The sequence below is a fragment of the Pseudomonas sp. R11-23-07 genome (genome assembly GCF_003852295.1).
GTDB lineage: Bacteria > Pseudomonadota > Gammaproteobacteria > Pseudomonadales > Pseudomonadaceae > Aquipseudomonas.
Window position 1 is genome coordinate 3,403,096 of sequence record NZ_CP027761.1, and the last position, 24,232, is coordinate 3,427,327.

Here is a 24,232-nt window from a genome sequence, read left to right on the forward strand (position 1 = left end):
AGTCGACCCGTTGTTTTACGAGGAGCCAAGATGCGCACTGCCACGCCAATCCTGCTGACCCCCGGCCCCCTGACCACGTCAAACCGCACCCGTCAGGCGATGATGGTGGACTGGGGTTCATGGGATGAGCGTTTCAACCAACTCACCGCCAGCGTGTGCGAGCAATTGCTGGCGATCATCCAGGGTGCCGAGCGTCATCATTGCGTGCCGTTGCAAGGCAGCGGCACCTTCGCCGTCGAAGCCGCCATCGGCACCCTGGTACCGCGCAACGGCAAGGTGCTCGTATTGGTCAACGGCGCCTACGGCAAGCGCCTGGCGAAGATCTGCGAGGTGCTCGGCCGGGCGTTCAGTACCTTTGAAACCCGGGAGGACGAACCCACCGCCGCCGCCGATGTGGAACGCCTGCTGCACGCCGACACCGCCATCACCCATGTCGCGCTGATCCACTGCGAAACCAGCACCGGCATCCTCAACCCGCTGGCGCAGATCGCCGAGGTGGTCAAACGCCACGGCAAGCGCCTGATCATCGACGCCATGAGCTCCTTCGGTGCATTGCCGATCGACGCCCGCGAAGTGCCGTTCGACGCGCTGATCGCCGCCTCCGGCAAATGCCTGGAAGGCGTGCCGGGCATGGGGTTTGTCTTCGTCGAAAAAACCGCGCTGGCCGCCAGCCGAGGCAACTGTCACTCCCTGGCGATGGACCTGTTCGACCAGCATTACTACATGGCCCAAACCGGCCAGTGGCGCTTCACCCCGCCCACCCACGTGGTCGCTGCCCTGCACGAAGCGCTGCTGCAATACCACGAAGAAGGCGGCCTGCCCGCCCGCTATCAACGCTACGCCGATAACTGCCAGACACTGCTGGACGGCATGGCCGAACTGCACCTGCGCAGCTTCCTGCCAGCGGCGATCCAGGCACCGATCATCGTCACCTTCCACGCACCGAAGGACCCGCGCTACCAGTTCAGGGAGTTCTACGAACGGGTCAAGGCCAAGGGTTTCCTCCTGTATCCGGGCAAATTGACCCAGGTCGAGACCTTCCGCGTGGGCTGCATCGGCCAGGTCGATGCCGCAGGCATGCAGGCCGCCGTCAACGCCATTGCCCAAGTGCTGCAAGACATGGACGTGCTGGACATCTGATTTCCCCTTTACCGACAGGATCTGCACCATGAACTATCAAAACCCCACCACCCTCCAGGCCGTCATCCTCGATTGGGCCGGCACCGTGGTCGACTTCGGCTCGTTTGCGCCCACGCAGATTTTCGTCGAGGCCTTCGCCGAGTTCGGCGTACAGGTTTCCATCGAAGAAGCCCGTGGCCCGATGGGCATGGGCAAGTGGGACCACATTCGCACGCTTTGCGACCAGCCGCAGGTTGCCGAGCGCTACCGCCAGGCGTTCGGTCGCACGCCCACCGACGACGACGTAACGGCGATTTACCAGCGTTTCATGCCGTTGCAGATCGAGAAAATCGCCGAACACTCGGCGCTGATCCCCGGCGCCCTCGACACCCTCGCCGGGTTGCGCGCACAAGGCATCAAAATAGGATCCTGCTCCGGCTACCCCAGGCAAGTGATGGACAAAGTGGTCGCCCTGGCCGCCAGCAACGGCTATGTCGCCGACCATGTGGTGGCCACCGACGAAGTCCCCAATGGCCGTCCGTGGCCGGCCCAGGCCCTGGCCAATGTGATCGCGCTGGGCATTGACGATGTGGCGGCGTGCGTGAAGGTCGACGACACCGTGCCGGGCATACTGGAAGGCCGCCGCGCAGGCATGTGGACCGTGGCCCTGACCTGCTCCGGCAACGCCCTGGGCCTGACCTACGAGCAATTCCGGGGCTTGGACAGTGCCGCATTGGCCAGCGAGCGCCAGCGTATCGAAGCGCTGTTCGAAGGCTCACGCCCGCACTACCGGGTGGACACCATTGCCGAGCTGCCCCAGGTGATCGCCGATATCAACGCGCGCCTGGCGCGTGGGGAAATGCCGCAAAGCGACTGACCGAGGTCAAGGCAACCGCGTTCGCAACGGGCGAAGCGCTTGAAACAGGCATACAGTTACCCTACTCCGTCAAAGAACGGAGGCATGCCCTGACAAGTGAGGAACCCAGTAATGCCGTGGAAAAATTCCGATACACGCTACAGCACCATGTCGATTGCGCTGCACTGGTTGATGGTGGTGCTGCTGGCGGTGGTTTACGCCTGCATTGAACTGCGCGGGCAGTTCCCCAAAGGCAGCGGCGCACGCACGCTGATTGTGGAAATGCACTTCATGCTTGGCCTCAGCGTGTTCGTGCTGGTGTGGTTGCGCCTGTTTGCGCGCAGCCTGGGCGTTGCACCGAAAATACTGCCGCAGCCGCCGCAATGGCAGAGCCTGCTGGCAACCCTGATGCACGCTGCGCTGTACGCCCTGATGATCGGCATGCCGATTGCCGGTTGGCTGATCGTCAGTGCCGAGGGGCATTCGGTGATGTTCTATGGGATGGAATTACCGCCGCTGATTGGCGAGAACAAGGCATTGGCCAAGCAGATCGAAGGCTGGCATGTGTGGTTCGGCAAGGCGGGCTATTGGCTGATCGGGCTGCATGCGTTGGCGGGGATCTTTCATCATTATGTGCTGCGCGATAACACGGCACTGCGCATGATGCCGGGCCGGAGTGTTCGCTGAGCTAGGCGTTGAAGCCTCGGCGGCCTTGCAAGCCGCCGGTGTGAATGAAGATCAGCCGAGTGCCGGCCGCAAAGCGTCCCGCCTCGATCTGCTGCTTCAACGCCAGCAGCGCCTTGCCGGTGTAGAGCGGTTCCAGGGGTATGCCACAGGCCTGTTGCGTGCTGTCGATGAAGTCGAGCAGTAGCGGGTCGACGCTGGCAAAGCCGCCACGGCTGGCGTCAAGCAAGTGGTAGCCGTGCTGCACAATGGTATTGACGTTCTGCGCCACGCCGTGATCATCCGGCACCGCCATCGCCCCGTACACCGCATGCGCGCCCGCCTCGGCCAGCGCCAGGCCGGCCAGGGTGGTGCCAGTGCCGGCCGCCAGCCACCAGGCGTCGTAGTCGGCCCAGCCCAGGTTCGCCAATTGCGCCCGCGCCTGTTCGAGCAATACCGTGCAACCCAACGCTCCGGTCAATCCGCCACCGCCTTCGGGCACCGGGTACAAATGCGGATACTGCTCATGCCAAGGCAACCAGAACCCCGGCGCATGCCGCTCGCGATAACCGCCATAGCCCAGCCAATGCAGGTGCATGCCGAAGGCTTTCAGGTCGAGCACGGTGGGGGTGTCTTGGGCATGGCCGCGCAGCAGGCCGACGGTGGCGAAGCCAAAGCGCTTGCCCGCCGCCGCCAGTGCGTGCAGATGGTTGGAGTAAGCCCCGCCGAGGCTGATGATACCGCTGGCGCAGGCCTGTTGCGCCTGGGCCAGGTGGCCGCTGAGCTTGAACCATTTGTTGCCGCTGATCAGCGGGTCGATACGGTCCAGGCGCAGTACGGCCAATTCGACGCCCTGCAGCCAGTCCAGTTGCACGGGTTCAAGAGGAGCATGGGGGAGCCAGTCGAAAGGACCCATGAGGGCGCATCTGCCTGAAAAAAGAGCGGCAGTCTACCACCACTCCTGTTCTTCACCGCTCCTGTGCTTCAAAGCTCAGCGGCGAGACGCGAGCCCTGGTTGATGGCGCGCTTGGCGTCCAGTTCGGCCGCCACATCGGCACCACCAATCAGGTGCACGTGCTGCCCGGCGGCGACCAGGCCGTCGTGCAGTTCGCGCAGCGGGTCCTGGCCGGCGCAGATGACGATGTTGTCCACCGCCAGCACCTGGGGCTCGCCCTCGGCGCCGATGCGGATGTGCAGGCCTTCATCATCGATCTTCAGGTATTCGACGCTGTTAAGCATCTGCACCTGTTTGTTTTTCAAGCCGGTGCGGTGGATCCAGCCGGTGGTCTTGCCCAGGCCGTCGCCGACCTTGGACGCCTTGCGTTGCAGCAGGAATACCTCACGCGCCGGTGCATGCCGCTCGGGCTTGATCCCGGCGACACCGCCACGGGCCTCAAGCAGGGTGTCGATGCCCCACTCCTTCCAGAACGCTTCACGGTCCAGGCTGGTAGACACGCCCTGATGCACCAGGAATTCCGACACGTCGAACCCGATGCCGCCAGCGCCGATCACCGCCACACGCTTGCCCACCGGCTTGCGCTCGAGGATCACATCCAGGTAACTCAGCACCTTGGCGTGCTCCACACCGGGGATCGCCGGGGTACGCGGCGCGATACCGGTGGCCAGGATCACCTCGTCATAACCGCGCGCCACCAGTTGCGCCACGTCGACACGGGTGTCGAGGCACAGCTCGACATGGGTGGTCTGCAATTTGCGCTTGAAGTAGCGCAGGGTTTCAAAGAACTCTTCCTTGCCCGGCACACGCTTGGCGATGTTGAACTGGCCGCCGATCTCGCTGGCGGAATCGAACAGCGTCACTTGGTGGCCGCGCTCGGCGGCCACCGTTGCCGCCGCCAGGCCTGCGGGGCCGGCGCCGACTACCGCGATTTTCTTGATCTGCTTGACCGGCAAGTAATTAAGCTCGGTTTCATAGCACGCCCGCGGGTTGACCAGGCAAGTGGTCAGCTTGCCGCCGAAGGTGTGGTCCAGGCACGCCTGGTTGCAGCCGATGCAGGTGTTGATCTCGTCGGCACGCCCGGCCGCGGCCTTGTTGACGAACTCCGGGTCGGCAAGAAATGGCCGCGCCATGGAGACCATGTCGGCATCGCCTTCGGCGAGGATCTGCTCGGCGACTTCGGGGGTGTTGATGCGGTTGGTGGTGATCAACGGGATCTGTACCGCCCCGCGCAATTTGGCGGTGACCTTGCTGAACGCCCCGCGCGGCACCTTGGTGGCGATGGTCGGAATGCGCGCTTCATGCCAGCCGATGCCGGTGTTGATCAGGGTCGCGCCGGCCTGCTCGATGGCCTTGGCCAGCTGCACGACTTCGTCCCAGATGCTGCCGCCCTCGACCAGGTCGAGCATCGACAGGCGGAAGATAATGATGAAATTCGGGCCTACCGCTTCACGCACCCGGCGCACAATTTCCACGGCCAGGCGCATGCGGTTTTCAAAGCTGCCGCCCCAACGGTCGGTGCGGTGGTTGGTGTGGGCGGCGAGGAACTGGTTAATGAAGTAGCCTTCGGAACCCATGATTTCCACGCCGTCGTACTCGGCGACCTGGGCCAGCAGCGAGCAGGTGACGAAATCCTGGATCTGCTTTTCGATGCCTTCCTCGTCCAGTTCCTTGGGCTTGAACGGGTTGATCGGCGCCTGGATCGCGCTCGGCGCCACTTGCTTGGGGCTGTAGGCATAACGCCCGGCATGCAGAATCTGCATGCAGATCTTGCCACCGGCGTCGTGCACGGCCTGGGTGACGATCTTGTGTTTTTGCGCTTCTTCGTCGGTGGTCAGCTTGGCCGCACCGGCATACACGCCGCCTTCATCGTTCGGGCCGATGCCGCCAGTCACCATCAGGCCGACGCCGCCACGGGCGCGCTCGGCGAAGTAAGCCGCCATGCGCTCAAAACCGCCGGGCTTTTCTTCCAGGCCAGTGTGCATGGAGCCCATCAGGGTGCGGTTGCGCAGGGTGGTAAAACCCAGGTCCAGCGGGGCCAGCAAATGCGGGTAGGCAGCAGCGGTCATGGTACAGCTCCACAACGGATCATCACGGGACGTGGAGAGCTCGAATGGCACCCCATCGGTTTATGTCCCACAGACTAAGAGGCGATCACCTACCGCTCAATGACTGAAACTGACAAGTTATTGATCCAAATGCACAGCACCCCTTGGCAAGCCAGGCCATGGGCCCTACCCTAGTCGCGAACCCTGCCCCCGGTGTGTTGTCTGTTGCCCCATGCGTAAATTACTCGTGTTCACCGTCTCCATGGCCCTGGTTGCCGCCCTTGCCGCGTATCTGGTCTGGACCCAGGAGCGCCCCGTGGGGCATTACCTGTCAGACCTGCGCATCACCCTCGCCGTCAACGAAGGCCAGCCGGCCGAGCGTGGCAACCTGCTGGGCATCCAGCCGGAGCTGTTCCCTGCCGACTACCAGAGCCTGGAACGCCTGCACTTGAAGCTCTCGGCCTATCTGCAAAAGGCCCGTGAGCTGGGCTTGATCAACGACAAGACCATCGTGGTACTGCCCGAGCACATCGGCACCTGGCTGATGCTGGGCGGCGAGAAAAACGAGTTGTACCAGGCGCCTCATCTCAGGGACGCGATGAACTGGTTGTCGATCAGCAACCCGGTGCAGTTCATGCGCGCCTGGATCAGCGCCACCGGCGAGAACCGCATGGACGATGCGTATTTGCGCATGAAAGCGCCAGGCATGGCGCGCGATTACCAAGTGCTGTTTGGCGGCTTGGCCAAGGAGTTCGGCGTGACCCTGGTGGCCGGCTCCATCGCCCTGCCCAACCCGAGTGTGAGCCTGGGGCAACTGCAGGTCGGCCACGGCGCGCTGTACAACGTCAGCCTGGTGTTTGCCGCCGACGGTTTGCCCCTGGGCCAGCCGCAACGTCAGTTGTACCCGATCTACGACGAACGCGGCTTTATCGAGCCCGGCGATGAAAATATCGTCAGCGTGGTCGACACCCCGGCCGGTCGCCTGGGCATCCTGATAGGCAGCGACAGCTGGTACCCGGATAACTACCGCAAGCTCAACGAACAACGCGCCCAACTGATCGCAGTGCCGGCCTACGTGACCGGCCGCGACACCTGGGACCGCCCGTGGCGCGGCTTCAAGAGCGTGTCGACGCCTTCGGAAGTCAGCCTCAAGCCCGAAGAAACCAGCGAGGGCGAAGCCTGGCGCCGCCTGACGTTGATCAGCCAGCCACCGATCAGCCAAGCCACGGCAGGCATGAGCGTGTTTTTGCGTGGGCAGTTCTGGGACCTGGGCAGCGCCGGGCAAAGCTTCCTCAGCCGCAACGGGCAACTGTTCGCCGACGGCGATGCCCGTGGCGCGCGCCTGCTGAATATCTGGCTGTAAGCGCGTGAAGCCGGTGCGCCTGGGGGATTTGTCGGTGGGCTTCGTGCACACCCTGGCCGATGCCGTGCACAGCCACGGCTTGGACCCGCAACCGCTGCTGCTGCAATACGGCCTGGACCCCGCCCGCCTGGCCGAAGCGGGCGCGCGTTTGTCGATACCGCGCTATATGCGCCTGGGCCATGCGGCCATCCAACTGACCGGCGATGCGGGGCTGGGCCTGCGCATGGGCCAGCTCAGCCGCCTGAGCCAGGCCGGGCTCGCCGGTGTCACCGCGGCCCAGGCACCGAATGTGCGCGAAGCCGCGCGCACGCTGACGCGTTTCGAACCCTTGTATGGCTCCAACTACCGTGGGCAATCGAGTTTTCATGAGGACGCCGAAGGCGCCTGGCTGCGGTTCTATTCGATCAGCCCCTACAACGCCTACAACCGCTTTGTGGTGGACTCGATCATCGCCGGCTGGCTGCATCAACTGTCGAGCCTGGCGCAACAAAGGGTGCAGGCCCAGCGCATCGAAATCGAGTTCGAAGCTCCCGAGTACAGTGAGCGGTATGACGTGCTGGGGGCCGCACCGCTGCAGTTCGGTGCCGAGAACAATCAACTGCGCCTCAGCCAACCTACCCTCGCCCTGCGCAACCCGCACCACTGCCCGAGTACCTGGCAGCTGTTGCTGCAACTGTGTGAACGGGAACTGGAGCAGCTGACGCGCACCCGCAGCCTGCGCGAGCGCATTACCCGGTTGCTCGGGCCGATGCTCAATGGCGGCCGGGAACCCGACCTGGAAGAAGTGGCGGCACGCCTGAAGCTGCCCACCTGGACACTGCGCCGCAAACTGGCCGACGAGGGCACCCAGTTCCGCGCGATTCTCAACGACACCCGCCGCGACCTGGCCATGACCTACATTCGCGATACGGAACTGGCTTTCGGCGAGATCGCCTACTTGCTCGGTTTCGCCTCAGCCCAAGCCTTCCAACGCGCCTTCAGGCGCTGGAACAACCAGACCCCAGGGGAATTTCGCCGCAGTCAGCGGCATTCCGCCTGAAGTCGGGCTTACAGCTCGGTGGCATCGTCGACCGGGTCCAGCGGGTCGAATTCGAATGCCTGGTACTCCAATAGTTCTTCCTGGTAATCGTCCATGGGGGACTCCTCGTTGAGTTAAAGCGACCGCACGATTAATGACCTGCACGATCAGCCTAAAGTGCCGTCATGACGAAAAAATGTCTGTGCCATGACGTTCCTGCACTCGAAGCTTAAACGCGTCGGCGGCGGACAAATTTAGCAGGTCAGCGCTGGCGCGCAATTGCAATCATTGCAATTGCAATTACAAGTCGAATTCCATTAGGGTAGGCCCTCTGTTGTCAGGAGCCACGCCCATGCCCGCCTCTACCGCGAATGCAGCGCAATTGTGCATCGACGCACTCACCCCCTGCGCGCACGCGCGCAACTCGCCGCTGTACACGGTCATGACCATGGCCAACACCTTGGAATCGAGCCGCCAAGCCTGGGTGATTCGCGGGCAGTCACGTAGCCGGCGTGTGGGCAATTGGCCCACCTGGTTTGCGCGCAACACCGGCGAAAAACCGCTGCTCTACCTGCACAGCGTGACGTCGTCCGCGCAGCTGTGCGCATTGTCAGACCAGACCGCCCAGCGCGGCATCTTGTGCAACGACAGCGAAACCCAGCCATCGCCTTGGCCGAAGGGCGCGCAGCCGTCGTTGCCATTGTGGCTGTCGGCCAATCCACGCTGCACGCCCTACGACCCCGCCTCAGGCGAAGAAGCACAGGCGATCGTGCTGGCGGGGTTGCGCACGTTATACGTCGATGGCTCGCCGGGGTTTTATTACCTGGCGTTGCATGACCAAGAAAGTGCCATCGCACCGCAGGCGCTGGACCGTGAAGGCACGGTCAAGGGCATGTACTCCGTGCGGCGACCGTGCGCAGGGGCGGCAGTGCGCCTGCTCGGTGCCGGGCAGGCACTGGAGGAAGTCATGCACGCCGCGCAGTTGCTGGAAGATGAATGGGGCATTGCGGCGCACGTCTGGAGTTGCCCCAGTTACACCCGGTTGGCCCGCGAAGCGGCGGCCGCTGAGCGCTGGAACCGCCTGCATCCGCATGCGCCCAGGCGTAGCTGCCATCTGCGCGACTGCCTGGCGGGGAGCCGGGCCCCGGTGATTGCCGTCACCGGCTACCCGCAGGCGGTTGTCGATCAGTTGGCGGCGCATGTGGATACGCGCTTCGTGGCGCTGGGCGCAGGCTCAGTGCAGGCGGCAGCACCGAATCGGTATTGGATTGCGGTGTTGGCGCTCAAAGCGTTGGCCGATGAGGGGCATCTGGACACACAAAGGGTGGAAAATGCGCTGCAGCGCTATCAATTGAAATGACTGGAATGCAGCCTCTTTCTCACTTCATCAGGTTTTGCGCCGGCCACGGATTTGCACAGCCGCCCCCATCGCCAATCCCGCCGTACGCTCCAGCGCATCGGCAAAGGCCTGGCGATGCTCGGGCTCGATCTGCGACAGGAACAGCTCGTCCACGGTGCTTTCGTAGATTTTCCACATTTTTTTGCGCAGGGTACGGCCCGCCTCGGTGATCGAGGCAAACGCCGCCCGGCCATCACCGTCGGAACGCGAGCGCACCACCAAGCCGTCTTTCTCCAGGCGATCAACCAGACGCGTGAGGTTGTAACGCTCGATGGCCAGTACATCGGCCAGTTCATGCATACGGCGGGTGCCCTCAGGGCCGCTCTCCAGTCCCCACAACGCGTCGTACCAGGCGTACGGCGGCAGTTGCGCCTCGGCCAACCGGCGCTCGATCTCACGGATGACCGTCCTGTGAGCCCTGACAAAACGGAACCATACATCAGGCTCTTTCGACGACATGCAACACCATCCGGGGAATTTCAAGAAGGTTGCAATAGTAGCTCATCCCGGGCTAAATTCCGGCATGTCGTTGCAATTGCAATTATATTGCGTCACGCCCACAAGGCGTTCGCCGCCTGGAATCCGCTTACCCTGGAGCCTCATATGAACCCGAATAACGCCGCGTCCCTGGACAACGATCCGCAGGAAACCCGCGAGTGGCTGGACTCCATCGAATCGGTGCTGTCGGCCGAAGGTCGCCCCCGCGCCCACTACCTGATCGATCAGTTGCTGGATTTCGACGTCGCGCGCCACGGCGATTTTTACGGACGGGTGACCACCCCATACGTGAATACCATTGCCGTCGATCGCCAGCTGCCCTACCCCGGCAATCTGGAAATCGAACGCCGGACCAACGCATTTATCCGCTGGAATGCCATGGCGATGGTATTGCGTGCAGGCAAACACTCCGGGGTGGGTGGGCATATCGCGACCTATGCGTCAGCCGCCGTGCTGTACGACGTAGGCTTCGACCATTTCTTCCGAGGCCGAACTGACACGTTCGACGGCGACCTGGTGTACATCCAGGGCCATTCCTCCCCTGGCATCTATGGCCGCGCATATCTGGAAGGCCGTATCAACGAAGCCCAACTGGATAACTTTCGCCGCGAGGCCGGCGGCGAAGGCCTGTCGTCATATCCTCACCCACGGCTGATGCCGGACTTCTGGCAATTCCCTACGGTTTCCATGGGGCTCGGGCCGATCACCGCTGCGTACCAGGCGCGCTTTATGCGTTACCTGGAGTTTCGTGATCTCAAGCCACACCAGGGTCGCAAGGTCTGGGCGTTCCTGGGCGATGGCGAAATGGACCAGCCGGAATCCCTGGCCGCCATTTCCGTCGCGGGCCGTGAAAAACTCGACAACCTGATCTTTGTGGTCAATTGCAACCTGCAGCGCCTGGACGGCCCGGTGCGCGGTAATGCCAAGGTGATCCAGGAGTTCGAGAGCCTGTACCGCGCCGCCGGCTGGAATGTGATCAAGGTAATCTGGGGCGGTGGTTGGGATGCGCTGCTGGAAAAGGACCACAGCGGCCTGCTGCGCCAACGCATGATGGAATGCGTGGACGGCGACTACCAGAATTACAAATCCCAGAATGGCGCCTACGTACGCGAACATTTCTTCGGTAAATATCCGGAGCTGCTGGCATTGGTTGCAGATATGTCCGACGACGATATCTGGAAGCTCTCACGGGGCGGGCATGACCCGGACAAGGTCTACAACGCCTACGCCGCCGCCGTGCGGCACAAGGGCCAGCCTACGGTGATCCTGGCCAAGACCGTAAAAGGCTTCGGCATGGGCGAAGCCGGCGAAGGCCAGAACATCAACCATCAATTGAAAAAGATGGGGGCCGACGCGGTGAAAGCCTTCCGCGACCGCTTCGGGCTGGAAGTGGCCGATGACCAGCTCGACGAAATCCCCTACCTCAAACCCGCCGCCGACAGTGTCGAAGCCCGCTACTTTGCCGCCCGACGCCAGGCCTTGGGCGGCTATGTGCCCGCTCGGCATAGCAGCGTCGCGGCGTTGACGATCCCGCCGCTGTCCGCATTCGCCACTCAACTCAAGGACACCGGCGAGCGCGCAATTTCCACCACCATGGCGTTCGTGCGCATCCTCGGCACGCTGCTCAAGGACCCACATCTGAGCAAGCTGATCGTCCCCATCGTGCCGGATGAGTCGCGCACCTTCGGCATGGAAAGCCTGTTCAGACAGATCGGCATCCACTCCGCCGTCGGCCAGTTGTACACCCCGCAGGACGCTGGGCAACTGAGCTACTACAAAGAGAGCAAGGACGGACAGATCATGCAGGAAGGCCTGAATGAATCGGGTGCCATTTCCTCGTGGATCGCGGCGAGTACGTCCTACAGCAACCACGGCCTGATGACCGTGCCTTTCTATATTTTCTATTCGATGTTCGGCTTCCAGCGCGTCGGCGACCTGGCCTGGGCGGCCGGGGATGCGCGGGCCCGTGGTTTTCTGCTGGGGGCCACGGCCGGTCGCACCACCCTGATGGGCGAAGGTTTGCAACATGACGACGGGCACAGCCATATCCTGGCGTCAGTGATTCCGTGCTGCGTGGCCTATGATCCGACCTTTGCCTACGAGCTGGCGGTGATCATTCGCGAGGGCATGCGCCGTATGTATGTCGAGCAAGAAGACATTTACTACTACATCACCCTGCTCAACGAAAACTACCCGCACCCGGCGATCCCCGAAGGCGTGGAGGATGGCATCCTCAAAGGTATGTACCCGTTGAGCACACACCCCGACTCACAGGTGCAATTGATGGGCAGTGGTTCGATTTTGCGCGAAGTGATCGCCGCAGCGGCCCTGCTTGAGCAGGACTTTGCCGTGCACAGTGACGTATGGAGCGCCACCAGCCTGACTGAGCTGCGCCGTGACGGGCACGCAACAGAGCGCTGGAACCTGCTGCATCCGGAGGGTGAGCTACGCCTGAGCTACGTGGAGCAGTGCCTCGTCGGTAAAGCCGGGCCAATGGTGGTGGCAACGGACTACATGAAGTTATTCGCAGACCAGATCCGCCCTTTCGTACATGGCCGCCGCTTCGTGGCGTTGGGAACCGATGGTTTCGGGCAGTCGGATACGCGGGAAGCGTTGCGCGAGTTTTTTGAAGTGGATCGACACTTCATCGTGCTGGCGGCCCTGAAGGCACTGGCAGATGACGGCGTGATAGGCCGTGACAAAGTCGTGGAGGCCATCAGCCGCTACGGGATCAATGCCGACAAGGCAGACCCCGTAGCGGTGTGAGTTACTGCGCAGGCGTTGGCAGGGGTGGAATCGCCTCTGTCGGCGCTGGCAGGTTCGGGTTGGTCGGTGCCGGTGCAGGTTCTGCTGCCGGGGCCGACGTGGCGTCCGGTACGGGCTCCGGCGCGACGCTCGGCGCGATCGGTGCGGCTTCGGCTGGCGGTGCAAGCGGTTGCGCAGCGGCAGGCGTTGCCGGTGTCTCCTGGGGCGCCTCGACCTTCTCGGCGGCCGGTGCGGCCTTGGGTTCAGGCATGCCAAGCTCATCCTTGGGCTTTTCGGGGATGTGCGCAGCCTGCTTCACTTCCTGGGGCAGGAACACATCCACCAACGCAAAGTAACGCTCATAGAACTTGGGCGCCGAAACGGTCTCGCTCGCCACCTTGACCATCGAGTCATCGGTGGAGCCGATCGGCATCGACACCGAACCCAGTACCCCTACCCCGAGACTCGCGGAGTTGTTGACCTTCTTCAGCGCATAGCGATCCTGCAAGGCGTTGGCAAACATCGTCGAATGATTGCTGCCTTTGCCATCCGCGGCGCACACCACGTTGAAGCTGATCTGCAGGTGGCTTTCGCCGGTCTGCTGGAAACTCTTGTTACCGGCCACCAGCTTCGGGTCGCTGCTGGTGATGATATAGCCCTGGCTCAGCAGGGCACGGCGCGCGGCTTCACAGGCCGCCACATCGCTCACCGGGTAATCGCGGGAAAACGTACCGGAATCATCGAAATTCTCATGTTCGTAAATAGCGGTCTTGGGCGACGAGCAACCCGCCGCGCCCGCCAGCACCAGCGCCAACCCTAGGTTTCGCAAGTGAAATGATGTCGACATCGAAAATCCTGAGAAAAACAGTCCGGGCGGTATTGTGCAACAGAACGAGGCGTTGGCGCGCGCATTCCTGTCGGTAAAACGTCACAGGCTTTTGGGACCGGTGCCGCTGACTATGACAAGTTTGTTTACAACTTATTCCCCAACTTCCTATTATCGCCCTGGGTGCGCTGCTGCATACGGCACAGCGCAGGTTAAAGGATAAGCGTTGGTCGGGCCGCCAATGGAGATTTGTCGTGCCTGATAAACACCCCGCCATCCCTCGCCCTCAGCGTTTGACCGAGGGCGCACTGTCGGCCCTCGAGCGCTTTTCACGGATTGAAGCCGTCAGCGGCATCGTTTTGCTGCTGGCTGCCATCGTCGCATTGATCTGGGCCAACAGCCCGGCGGCCGACACCTATGAGCACTTCTGGAACACACCGGTCACCCTTGGGTTGGGCGACTACAGTGTGTCGCGCTCCCTGCATTTTCTGGTCAACGACGGCCTGATGACCATCTTCTTCCTGGTGGTGGGCGCCGAGATCCGTCAGGAAATCAAGGACGGCGCGCTCGCCAACCTCAAGCTGGCCACCCTGCCATTAGGCGCTGCACTGGGCGGCGTACTGATGCCGGCGCTCATTTACACCCTGCTCAACCACGGCACTGCCGCCGCCAGTGGCTGGGCCGTGCCCACCGCGACGGACATCGCGTTTGCCGTCGGCGTGCTGGCACTGTTGGGTAAGTCGATCCCCAGCGGCGTGCGTATTTTGCTGCTGGCCCTGGCGATTATCGATGACATCGTGGCGATCCTGATCATTGCCGTTTTCTTCACCGCCAGCCTCGATTACATGGGGCTGGTGATTGCCGTCGCCGGGCTGGCACTGGTGCTGGTTTTCCAGCGCATGGGCATCGGTAAGGCCGCGATCTACCTGTTGCCTGGGGCGATTGTGTGGTTCGGCCTGCTCAAGACCGGCATTCACCCAACGCTCGCCGGCGTGATCCTGGGGCTGATGACCCCGGTTAACTCCAAGCCCACCACCGAGCGCCCGCTGGACACCATAGGCCGCACGCTCAACGAATTGATGGAGCGTTTTTCCCAGTCGCCTGAAGGCCCAGGGCACGTTACCCGGCCGTTGAAGCAATTGCGCGAAGCACAGCGGGAAATATTACCGCCAGTGCAAAGGGTGCAATCGGCGCTGCACCCGTGGGTGGCGTTCGGCGTGATGCCGTTGTTCGCCCTGGCCAACGCGGGTGTCAGCCTGAGCGGCTTCAACCTGGACGATCCCCTGCCCCACGGTGTGTTCATGGGCGTCATCTTCGCCCTGGTGCTGGGCAAACCCATCGGCGTGATGCTGGCGAGCTTCACGCTGGTCAAGCTCAACCTCTGCAAGCTGCCGGACGGCGTTACCTGGACAGGTGTGGGCCTGGTGGGTCTGCTGGCGGGGATTGGTTTCACCATGTCGATCTTCATCTCCTCCCTGGCCTTCTCCGACCCGGCTTTGCTGGCGGCGGCCAAGCTGAGCGTATTGACGGCCTCGACCCTGGCGGCGGTCATCGGCCTGAGCTGGGGCAAGCTCAAGTTCTCGGGCAAGCGGACTTGAGAAAGAAGGCTCGAACGCTTTAACGCGCGCAAAAAAAGACCCCGGCCTTTTCAGGACGGGGTCTTTTCATTCAAGCCGGCATCAGAACTTCTTGATGTCTGCCTGGGTTTCCAGCTGCTTGCGGTAGGCCGCAAAATCCTGCTGGCCAATACGCGAAGCGAGGGCGCGGCGGTATTGCGCCTTTTCTTCGTCCGTAGGCGCAGCAGCTTCATTGACACCGTTCAAACGCACGATCACTTGGCTGCCATCGCGCAGGCTGACAGTGGTGAAGCTCGGCTTGTCCTTGCCCGCAGGCTTGGGCATGCGGAACAGCGCTTGCAGCACGGCAGGGTCGACAGCTTCCTGGCCACGGGTAGCGGCTTCAGTCACCTTCCAGGCTTGGCCATCAATCGGCTGGCTCAGGGCGATCTTGCCATCACGCAGGCCGGCGATCAGCTCGTCGGCATGGGCTTTGGCGGCAGCGCTCGCACGCTCCTTGGTCATCTGTGCGCGAATCGCCGTGGCAACCTTTTCCAGCGGCAGCTGGGCAGGCTTGAGGTGCTCTTTGGCGCGCAGCACGATGATGGTTTCCGGGTCGAGCTCAATGGCGCTGCTGTTGGCACCCTCATCCAGCACTTCCGGGCTGAACGCTGCGGTGACCACGGCACGGTTGGCCGCGACGCCTTCGCCACCTTCACGGCCGAACGGCGCGGAAGTGTGTACGGTCAGCTTAAGATCGGACGCCGGCTGGGCCAGGTCGGACGCTTCGAACGCCGCATCTTCCAATTGCTTGGTCGCTTCGACAAACCGCTGTTCAACCTGCTGGGTCTTGAGCTCGCGGGTCAGCTTGTCTTTCAGGCTGGCAAACGATGGCACCTCGGGTGCTTCAACGCCCAGCAGCTTGATCAAGTGCCAACCGAAGGACGTACGCACCGGCACCGACACCTGGTCCTGCTTGAGGCCGTACAGCGCCGTCTCGAAGTCTGGATCGTAGACGCCAGGACCGGCAAACCCGAGATCGCCGCCATTGCTGGCCGAACCCGGATCCTGGGAAAACTCCTTGGCCAGGGCTTCAAACTGCTCGCCCTTGGCCAGGCGCGCCTGGATGTCTTCGATCTTGGCCTTGGCTTGCGCCTCGGTGACCTTGTCGTTGACCTCGATCAGAATGTGCGCAGCACGACGCTGTTCAGCGAGGTTGGCGGTTTCTTTCTCGTAGGCAGCCTGCAGTTCATCGTCCTTGACGGTGACCTGGTCGAAGAACGACGACTTCTTCAGCTCCAGGTAGTCGATGACCACCTGGTCCGGGGTCATGAACTCCTTGGCATGCTGGTCGTAGTACGCCTTGACTTCGTCATCGGTGAGTTTCACCGCTGCCGGGTCGGCTTTAACGTTGACGGTGGCGAAATCGCGCGTCTGTTTTTCCAGACGGGCAAATGCCAGCACCTCGGCATCGGTCACGAAACCACTGCCAGCGATGCCTGCGCGAACCTGGCCGATCAGCATTTCCTGAGTCAGCATCTGACGGAATTGCAGGCGGCTATAGCCCAATTGACGGACCACCTGGTCAAAGCGTTCGGCGTTGAACTTGCCGTCCACCTGGAACTCCGGCGTCTGCAGGATCACCTGGTCCAAGGCCGCTTCCGAGAAACCGAACTTGGCATCAGCAGCGCCTTGCAGCAGCAGCTTGCGATCGATCAGGCCCTTGAGGGCCGCGTCGCGCAGCAGTTTTTCGTCCAACAGGGAAGCATCGAAATCCTTGCCCAGTTGTTGCATCAGCTGGCGCCGTTGCATATCGACGGCCTGGCTCAATTCGGTCTGGGTGATTTCCTCACCGTTGACCTTGGCCACGTCCTGCTTGTTATTACCCGAAGCCTGGAAAATAGCCTCGATACCGGTGAACGCCATCAATGCGACGATGATCCCGATAATGGTCTTGGCAATCCAGCCTTGTGAATTGTCCCTGATATTTTGCAGCATGCGTCCCCCAGAAACGGTTGAACATCAAAAATAGGCAACCGTGGAGCGTGGGTAGAATCCGGATAGAAGAAAGGCGCATCCGAGGATGCGCCTTCTCGTAACTGGCGGAGCGGACGGGGGTTTTAACTCTGACCCCCGGCGTGGCGACCCAATGGATACGTGGGTCAGCTACCGCTCCGCTGCCAGGCCAGACCTGCGTCCGACCCGGGTAAGCAAAGGCTTGATCGAAGCTTAGTTAACGGCTTCTTTCAGGGCTTTACCGGCTTTGAAACCTGGTTTCTTGGCAGCAGCGATTTGCAGTGCTTTGCCGGTCTGTGGGTTACGGCCAGTGCGAGCTGGGCGGTCAGTCACAGAGAAAGTACCGAAGCCTACCAGTACCACGGAGTCGCCGGCCTTCAGAGCGCCAGTGACGGATTCGATTACTGCGTCCAGCGCACGGCCGGCAGCAGCTTTCGGGATATCAGCGGATGCAGCGATAGCATCAATCAGTTCCGACTTGTTCACTCTAAGTCCCCTTATATATCTATGAGTATGATTCTAAGTTTTTTGGTAAAAAGCAAAAACCAGTGCTGAATGGCCTACAGACACTTAAGAGCCGCTTTATAACAAGGGCTCTAAAAAGCTGTCAAGGAAGCCCCCCAGGCTTCAACACCTTAATGCGTGCTAATTCTTTCCTTGGAATCCGACTCGCGCTTTTCGTCCTTCGCGACAATCTCCGGAGCCACATCCGGCAAGGGCTCCGGCGCGTATTGCAGCGCAATTTGCAGGACTTCGTCAATCCATTTAACCGGTTTAATCTGAAGATCCTGCTTGATATTGTCAGGAATTTCCTTCAAGTCGCGAACATTCTCTTCAGGAATGATCACGGTCTTGATTCCACCCCGGTGTGCAGCGAGTAATTTCTCTTTCAGCCCACCGATGGCCAATACCTGGCCGCGCAGGGTAATTTCCCCGGTCATCGCCACATCGGCGCGCACCGGAATACCGGTCAATGCCGACACCAGCGCCGTGCACATGCCTACACCGGCGCTCGGGCCGTCCTTCGGCGTCGCGCCTTCCGGCATGTGGATATGGGTGTCGTGCTTCTCGTGGAAGTCCAGGGGAATACCCAGGCTCCTGGCGCGACTGCGCACCACGGTCTGCGCGGCGGTGATCGATTCGACCATCACATCGCCGAGAGAGCCGGTCTTGATCAACTGGCCCTTGCCCGGGATCACGGCAGCTTCGATGGTCAGCAACTCGCCGCCCACCTGGGTCCATGCCAGGCCAGTCACCTGCCCTACCTGGTCCTGCTGCTCGGCCAGGCCGTAGCGGAATTTACGCACACCCAGGAAATGCTCCAGCGCGTCGGCCGTTACCTTCACCGAGAAGCGTTTTTCCAAGGAATGTTCCTTGACCGCCTTGCGGCAGATTTTCGCGATCTGACGCTCAAGGCCCCGTACACCGGCCTCGCGGGTGTAATAGCGCACGATGTCACGGATCGCTTCGACGTCAAACTCGATCTCGCCTTTCTTCAGGCCGTTGGCCGCAGTCTGCTTGGGCGCGAGGTATTTGACGGCGATGTTGATCTTCTCGTCTTCGGTGTAACCCGGCAGACGAATCACCTCCATCCGGTCCAGCAAGGCTGGCGGAATGTTCATGGAGTTGGAGGTGCACAGGAACATTACGTCAGACAGGTCGTAGTCGACTTCCAGGTAATGGTCGTTGAAGTTGTGGTTCTGCTCAGGATCGAGCACCTCAAGCAACGCCGACGCCGGATCGCCACGCATGTCGCTGCCCATCTTGTCGATTTCATCGAGCAGGAACAGCGGGTTGCGCACACCCACTTTTGTCATCTTTTGAATCAATCTTCCTGGCATCGAACCGATGTAAGTCCGGCGATGGCCACGAATTTCCGCTTCGTCACGCACGCCGCCGAGGGCCATGCGCACGAACTTGCGGTTGGTCGCACTGGCAATCGACTCGGCCAACGAGGTTTTACCCACCCCAGGCGGACCGACCAGGCACAACACCGGGCCGCGAATTTTCTTCACGCGCTTTTGCACGGCGAGGTATTCAAGGATACGTTCCTTGACCTCTTCAAGGCCGTAGTGGTCGGCATCGAGGATTTCTTCGGCGCGGGTCAGGTCCAGGCGTACCTTGGTCTGAGCCTTCCACGGCACCTGCACCAGCCAATCGATGTAGGAACGAACCACAGTGGCTTCGGCCGACATCGGCGACATTTGCTTGAGCTTGTTCAGCTCGGCCGTGGCCTTGGTCAGCGCGTCTTTCGGCAGGCCGGCGGCATCGATACGCTTTTTCAGCTCTTCGATTTCGTTGTGGCCTTCCTCGCCGTCGCCGAGTTCTTTCTGAATGGCCTTCATCTGCTCATTCAGGTAGTACTCGCGCTGGCTGCGCTCCATTTGTTTCTTCACGCGGCCGCGGATGCGCTTCTCAACCTGCAGCAGGTCGATTTCGCCATCCAGCAGCGCCAGCACATGCTCGACACGGGCCGACAGATCGATGATTTCGAGAATATCCTGCTTCTGCTCGATCTTCAGCGCCATGTGCGCAGCCATGGTGTCGACCAGGCGACTTGGCTCATCGATGCTGTTGAGCGACGAGAGGACTTCAGCCGGGACTTTCTTGCCCAACTGCACATACTGCTCGAACTGCGAAAGCAGGCTGCGCACAAACACTTCGGATTCACGTTCAGGGGCTTCGACTTCGTCGATCAGCGCCACTTCGGCGCGCAGGTGACCATCCACCTCCATGAAACGCTCTACCGCGCCGCGCTGCTCGCCTTCCACGAGTACCTTGACGGTACCGTCAGGCAGCTTGAGCAATTGCAGGACAGTCGCAACGGTGCCGACCCGATACAGGGCGTCTTCGCCTGGATCATCATCAGCAGGATTCTTCTGGGCCAACAGCAGGATCTGCTTGTCGCCCGTCATCGCGGCCTCGAGGGCTTCGATAGACTTCTCGCGCCCCACGAACAGCGGGATAACCATGTGCGGATAGACGACGACATCACGCAACGGCAGGAGAGGCAATTCGATGGTTGTCTTCATGATTTCGCCTCTATGACAGTTGAAAAATAAGCTTGAAACCAAGATGGGGGTTGCATGCAAAAAAAACAAGCGCAATGCCAGCACTTAAACGCATGAATAAACGCGATTTAATCTACCACCCCGCAAAAACACCCGAAAAAAACAAGGGGCCCCGAAAGGCCCCTTGCTTGTACCGCCACTGCAAAGACGCTTACGCGTCAGGTGCAGCCTTGGCAGCCGGCTCACTGTTTTCGTAGATATACAGTGGCTTGGACTTGCCTTCGATAACGCTTTCGTCGATCACCACCTTGCTCACCTCGGACTGCGAGGGGATTTCGTACATGGTGTCGAGCAACACGCCTTCGAGGATCGAACGCAGACCACGTGCACCGGTCTTGCGCTCCAATGCCCGCTTGGCCACTGATTTGAGCGCGTCGGTACGGAACTCGAGGTCCACACCTTCCATCTCGAACAGCTTGGCGTATTGCTTGGTCAGGGCGTTTTTCGGCTCGGTGAGGATCTGAATCAAAGCCGCCTCATCCAGCTCGTCCAACGTCGCCAGGACCGGCAGACGACCGACGAATTCCGGGATCAGGCCGAACTTGACCAGATCGTCAGGTTCGACTTCACGCAGGGACTCACCTACCTTCTTGCCTTCTTCCTTGCTACGCACTTCCGCGCTGAAACCGATGCCGCCACGGGTGGAACGCTGCTGAATAACCTTTTCCAGCCCGGAGAACGCACCGCCACAGATAAACAGGATGTTACGCGTATCGACCTGCAGGAATTCCTGCTGCGGGTGCTTACGGCCGCCCTGGGGCGGTACCGAAGCGACCGTGCCTTCGATCAGCTTCAACAGTGCTTGCTGCACGCCTTCACCGGAAACATCCCGAGTAATGGACGGGTTGTCCGACTTGCGCGAGATCTTGTCGATTTCGTCGATGTAGACAATGCCCATCTGGGCCTTCTCTACGTCGTAGTCGCACTTCTGCAGCAGTTTCTGAATGATGTTCTCGACATCTTCACCCACGTAGCCAGCCTCGGTGAGGGTGGTGGCGTCGGCGATGGTGAACGGAACGTTCAGCAGGCGAGCGAGGGTTTCCGCAAGCAGGGTTTTACCCGAGCCTGTAGGGCCGATCAGCAGGATGTTACTCTTGCCGAGTTCGACTTCGTCGCCTTTCTTGTCACGCTGGTTCAAGCGCTTGTAGTGGTTGTACACCGCTACGGCCAGAACCTTCTTTGCACGCTCCTGACCAATTACGTACTGGTCAAGGATGCCGCTGATTTCTTTAGGCGATGGGAGTTTGTGCGCACTGCTCTCGGCCTGGGCTTCCTGCACCTCCTCGCGGATGATGTCATTGCACAGGTCGACGCATTCGTCGCAGATAAACACCGAGGGGCCGGCAATCAATTTGCGTACTTCATGCTGGCTTTTGCCACAGAAGGAGCAATAGAGCAGCTTGCCGTTGTCCTCGCCGTTGCGGGTGTCAGTCATTCGTTCGATCCAAATCCGATAGGCTTGCAACACAAGATGAAGGCTTATGCGGGCTTTTTCAAGCCCGCCAGTGGTCGGACATGCCGACCAGCCCTATTTTGAGCGGCTTATATTAAGCGGGGCGCTTTTCGATCACTGCGTCGATCAACCCGTACTCACGGGCGGCTTCAGCGCTCATGAAGTTGTCACGGTTGGTATCACGCTCGATTTCTTCAAGTGTGTGCCCGCTGTGCTTGGCCATCAGCGTGTTGAGGCGCTCACGAATGAAGAGGATTTCCTTGGCATGGATTTCGATGTCCGATGCCTGGCCCTGGAAACCACCCAGTGGCTGGTGAATCATCACGCGTGAGTTCGGCAGGCAGTAACGCTTGCCCTCGGCGCCGGCGGTCAGCAGGAATGCACCCATGCTGCAGGCCTGGCCAATGCAGGTAGTCGACACGTTCGGCTTGATGAACTGCATGGTGTCGTAGATCGACATGCCCGCAGTCACCGAACCGCCCGGCGAGTTGATGTAGAGATGGATGTCCTTGTCCGGGTTTTCCGCTTCAAGGAACAGCAGTTGCGCACAGATCAGGTTGGCCATGTAGTCCTCTACCGGGCCAACCAGAAAGATCACTCGCTCCTTGAGCAGGCGCGAGTAGATGTCGTAGGCGCGTTCACCACGAGCGGACTGCTCGACAACCATCGGGACCAGGCCGCCAGCGGCCTGGATATCAGAGTTCTGCTGAATATAGGAATTACGGAACATGCTCTGCAGTTACTCCCAAATAGTCATGTCTTGAAAACGCATAAGCCAGCGCGAGGCTGGCTTATGGTTGAATTTCCAACGAGTTGGACAATCAGTCGGCTTGTGCTGCTTCCGCCGGTTTGACTGCTTCTTCGTAAGAGACCGCTTTATCGGTCACCTTAGCCTTCTGCAGAACAGTATCCACAACTTGTTCTTCCAGCACAACCGAACGTACTTCGTTCAGCTGCTGGTCGTTCTTGTAGTACCAGGACACGACCTGCTCAGGTTCCTGGTAGGCCGACGCCATTTCCTGGATCATTTCGCGAACACGGTCTTCGTCTGGCTTGAGGTCGAACTGCTTGACCACTTCAGCCACGATCAGGCCCAGCACGACGCGGCGCTTGGCTTGCTCTTCGAACAGCTCGGCCGGCAGTTGGTCAGGCTTGATGTTGCCACCAAACTGCTGAACCGCTTGTACGCGCAGGCGATCCACTTCGTTGGACAGCAGAGCCTTAGGCACTTCGATCGGGTTGGCGGCCAGCAGACCGTCCATGACCTGGTTCTTGACCTTGGACTTGATCGCCTGACGCAGCTCACGCTCCATGTTCTTGCGAACTTCGGTGCGGAAGCCTTCGATACCGGTTTCCTTGATGCCGAATTGCGCGAAGAACTCTTCGTTCAGCTCTGGCAGCTTAGGCTCGGAAACGCTGTTGACGGTCACGGTGAACTCGGCGGCTTTGCCGGCCAGGTCCAGGTTCTGGTAGTCAGCAGGGAATTCCAGGTTCAGAACGCGTTCTTCGCCGGCCTTGGCGCCAACCAGGCCGTCTTCGAAGCCAGGGATCATGCGGTTGGAACCCAGCACCAGCTGAGTGCCCTTGGCGGAGCCACCGGCGAATACTTCGCCGTCGACCTTGCCAACGAAATCGATGTTCAGTTGGTCTTCGTTCTGGGCGGCACGCTCGACCACTTCGAAACGGGTGTTCTGCTTGCGCAGGATTTCGAGCATGTTGTCCAGGTCCGAATCAGCCACTTCGGCGCTCAGGCGCTCGATAGCGATACCGTCGAAGCCCGCTACTTCGAATTCCGGGAACACTTCGAATACGGCTACGTATTCCAGGTCCTTGCCGGCTTCCAGGGACTTGGGCTCGATCGAAGGCGAGCCAGCCGGGTTCAGCTTTTGCTCGACAACGGCTTCGTAGAAGGAAGCCTGGATCACGTCACCTACAGCTTCCTGGCGCGCATCGGCACCAAAACGACGCTTGATTTCGCTCATCGGCACTTTGCCTGGACGGAAACCAGCGATCTTGGCCTTCTGGGCAGTCTGCTGCAGACGCTTGTTGACCGCAGTCTCGATACGCTCTGCCGGCACGGTGATGCTCAGGCGGCGCTCGAGAGCAGTAGTATTTTCAACAGAAACTTGCATGGATATTCCTCGTTGCACAGACATTAGCCGGCCATTTCCGACCCCAATCAAGGGCATGCATTCTAGTGGGTCAAACTCAAGAAGTCACCCTACTGAAAATACACCCGGAAACCGCCGGCAATTTATCGGTACGAAGGCACTGAAGTACCCCGCCCCGGTGACAAATACAGCCAATTGCGCCAGGGCTCTGCGCCGCCCTTCTATATATAGAAGAAGCTGCCATTCATCTCCCTGACGGCCCACGCCGCGAGCGGAGCGGACAGGCAACGCGGCATCATCGAGACACACAAATACGACGAAACGCGCTGCCGATGCGGCCCAGTACCTGCGACCGCCGAGATAATCAAACCGCCAAAACCAAAAAAGGCGCCAGACTGTTAAATCTGGCGCCTTTCGAATATGGGGTGGACGAAGGGGATCGAACCCTCGACAACGGGAGTCACAATCCCGTGCTCTACCAACTGAGCTACGCCCACCATATTGCGTTAACAAAGAAACCAAACCACTTCTTTGT

Annotated in this window: 18 protein-coding genes and 1 tRNA gene; 8 read left to right on the forward strand and 11 right to left on the reverse strand. The window is 60.7% G+C overall.

The genetic code is table 11. The annotated features are described in order from the left end of the window. Positions 1 to 30 precede the first annotated feature (30 nt). The 3 genes from C4J84_RS15530 to C4J84_RS15540 all read left to right on the forward strand — a co-directional run bounded on the left by C4J84_RS15530 (position 31) and on the right by C4J84_RS15540 (position 2,662). Positions 31 to 1,140, forward strand: a complete 1,110-nt coding sequence (locus tag C4J84_RS15530) for a 2-aminoethylphosphonate--pyruvate transaminase (RefSeq protein WP_124435678.1) — start codon at positions 31 to 33, stop codon at positions 1,138 to 1,140. Positions 1,141 to 1,168: 28 nt separating this feature from the next. Next, positions 1,169 to 1,996 carry a phosphonoacetaldehyde hydrolase gene (phnX, locus tag C4J84_RS15535; protein WP_124435679.1) on the forward strand — a complete coding sequence of 276 codons (828 nt, stop codon included), beginning with the start codon at positions 1,169 to 1,171 and terminating at the stop codon, positions 1,994 to 1,996. A gap of 111 nt (positions 1,997 to 2,107) precedes the next feature. Continuing rightward, entirely contained in the window at positions 2,108 to 2,662 is a 555-nt protein-coding gene (locus tag C4J84_RS15540; RefSeq protein ID WP_124371133.1) for a cytochrome b, read from the forward strand. A 1-nt stretch (position 2,663) separates the two neighbouring features. Here the strand turns inward: C4J84_RS15540 and C4J84_RS15545 are convergent, their stop codons facing one another. Together C4J84_RS15545 and C4J84_RS15550 are read right to left on the reverse strand one after the other, a co-directional pair. Beyond that, complete coding sequence (locus C4J84_RS15545; protein ID WP_124435680.1) at positions 2,664 to 3,554, reverse strand: 1-aminocyclopropane-1-carboxylate deaminase/D-cysteine desulfhydrase; 891 nt, start codon at positions 3,552 to 3,554, stop codon at positions 2,664 to 2,666. A gap of 68 nt (positions 3,555 to 3,622) precedes the next feature. Next, a complete protein-coding gene (locus C4J84_RS15550) occupies positions 3,623 to 5,662 on the reverse strand; it encodes an NADPH-dependent 2,4-dienoyl-CoA reductase (protein ID WP_124435681.1) in 2,040 nt (679 codons plus the stop codon). A 211-nt stretch (positions 5,663 to 5,873) separates the two neighbouring features. Between C4J84_RS15550 and C4J84_RS15555 the strand changes: the two genes are divergently transcribed. From C4J84_RS15555 to C4J84_RS15565, 3 genes are all read left to right on the forward strand, one after another. After that, the gene (locus C4J84_RS15555) at positions 5,874 to 7,004 is read left to right on the forward strand and encodes a carbon-nitrogen hydrolase family protein (RefSeq protein WP_124435682.1); all 1,131 of its coding nucleotides are present in this window, start codon (positions 5,874 to 5,876) and stop codon (positions 7,002 to 7,004) included. 4 nt (positions 7,005 to 7,008) lie between these two features. Beyond that, positions 7,009 to 8,043 carry an AraC family transcriptional regulator gene (locus C4J84_RS15560; protein WP_124435683.1) on the forward strand — a complete coding sequence of 345 codons (1,035 nt, stop codon included), beginning with the start codon at positions 7,009 to 7,011 and terminating at the stop codon, positions 8,041 to 8,043. Positions 8,044 to 8,374: 331 nt separating this feature from the next. Next, positions 8,375 to 9,382: a pyruvate dehydrogenase gene (locus tag C4J84_RS15565; RefSeq protein ID WP_124435684.1), complete on the forward strand. Its 1,008-nt coding sequence runs from the start codon at positions 8,375 to 8,377 to the stop codon at positions 9,380 to 9,382. Between the two features lie 27 nt (positions 9,383 to 9,409). Here C4J84_RS15565 and C4J84_RS15570 read toward each other — a convergent pair whose 3' ends face one another. After that, a complete protein-coding gene (locus C4J84_RS15570; protein ID WP_124435685.1) occupies positions 9,410 to 9,880 on the reverse strand; it encodes a MarR family winged helix-turn-helix transcriptional regulator in 471 nt (156 codons plus the stop codon). A 144-nt stretch (positions 9,881 to 10,024) separates the two neighbouring features. On the opposite strand from C4J84_RS15570, the gene aceE reads away from it, so the two are divergent. Next, the gene (gene aceE / locus C4J84_RS15575; protein ID WP_124371139.1) at positions 10,025 to 12,685 is read left to right on the forward strand and encodes a pyruvate dehydrogenase (acetyl-transferring), homodimeric type; all 2,661 of its coding nucleotides are present in this window, start codon (positions 10,025 to 10,027) and stop codon (positions 12,683 to 12,685) included. A 1-nt stretch (position 12,686) separates the two neighbouring features. Here aceE and C4J84_RS15580 read toward each other — a convergent pair whose 3' ends face one another. Beyond that, positions 12,687 to 13,511, reverse strand: coding sequence for a DUF2242 domain-containing protein (locus C4J84_RS15580; RefSeq protein ID WP_124371140.1), 825 nt, complete (start codon positions 13,509 to 13,511; stop codon positions 12,687 to 12,689). Positions 13,512 to 13,744: 233 nt separating this feature from the next. On the opposite strand from C4J84_RS15580, the gene nhaA reads away from it, so the two are divergent. Continuing rightward, the gene (gene nhaA, locus C4J84_RS15585; RefSeq protein ID WP_124371141.1) at positions 13,745 to 15,088 is read left to right on the forward strand and encodes a Na+/H+ antiporter NhaA; all 1,344 of its coding nucleotides are present in this window, start codon (positions 13,745 to 13,747) and stop codon (positions 15,086 to 15,088) included. An 81-nt stretch (positions 15,089 to 15,169) separates the two neighbouring features. On the opposite strand, the gene C4J84_RS15590 is transcribed toward nhaA, so the two are convergent. From C4J84_RS15590 to C4J84_RS15620, 7 genes are all read right to left on the reverse strand, one after another. Further along, positions 15,170 to 17,044, reverse strand: coding sequence for a SurA N-terminal domain-containing protein (locus C4J84_RS15590; RefSeq protein ID WP_124371142.1), 1,875 nt, complete (start codon positions 17,042 to 17,044; stop codon positions 15,170 to 15,172). 231 nt (positions 17,045 to 17,275) lie between these two features. After that, positions 17,276 to 17,548, reverse strand: a complete 273-nt coding sequence (locus tag C4J84_RS15595) for an HU family DNA-binding protein (protein WP_003174819.1) — start codon at positions 17,546 to 17,548, stop codon at positions 17,276 to 17,278. Between the two features lie 149 nt (positions 17,549 to 17,697). Beyond that, entirely contained in the window at positions 17,698 to 20,094 is a 2,397-nt protein-coding gene (gene lon / locus C4J84_RS15600) for an endopeptidase La (RefSeq protein ID WP_124367501.1), read from the reverse strand. A gap of 190 nt (positions 20,095 to 20,284) precedes the next feature. Beyond that, positions 20,285 to 21,568 (reverse strand): ATP-dependent Clp protease ATP-binding subunit ClpX, encoded by a 1,284-nt coding sequence (gene clpX, locus C4J84_RS15605; protein ID WP_010209414.1) that lies wholly within the window; start codon positions 21,566 to 21,568, stop codon positions 20,285 to 20,287. Positions 21,569 to 21,680: 112 nt separating this feature from the next. Continuing rightward, positions 21,681 to 22,316, reverse strand: a complete 636-nt coding sequence (gene clpP, locus C4J84_RS15610) for an ATP-dependent Clp endopeptidase proteolytic subunit ClpP (RefSeq protein WP_003174822.1) — start codon at positions 22,314 to 22,316, stop codon at positions 21,681 to 21,683. 91 nt (positions 22,317 to 22,407) lie between these two features. Further along, positions 22,408 to 23,718, reverse strand: coding sequence for a trigger factor (gene tig / locus C4J84_RS15615; protein WP_124363387.1), 1,311 nt, complete (start codon positions 23,716 to 23,718; stop codon positions 22,408 to 22,410). A gap of 400 nt (positions 23,719 to 24,118) precedes the next feature. Beyond that, a tRNA-His gene (locus tag C4J84_RS15620) sits at positions 24,119 to 24,194 on the reverse strand. Between the last annotated feature and the right edge of the window lie 38 nt (positions 24,195 to 24,232).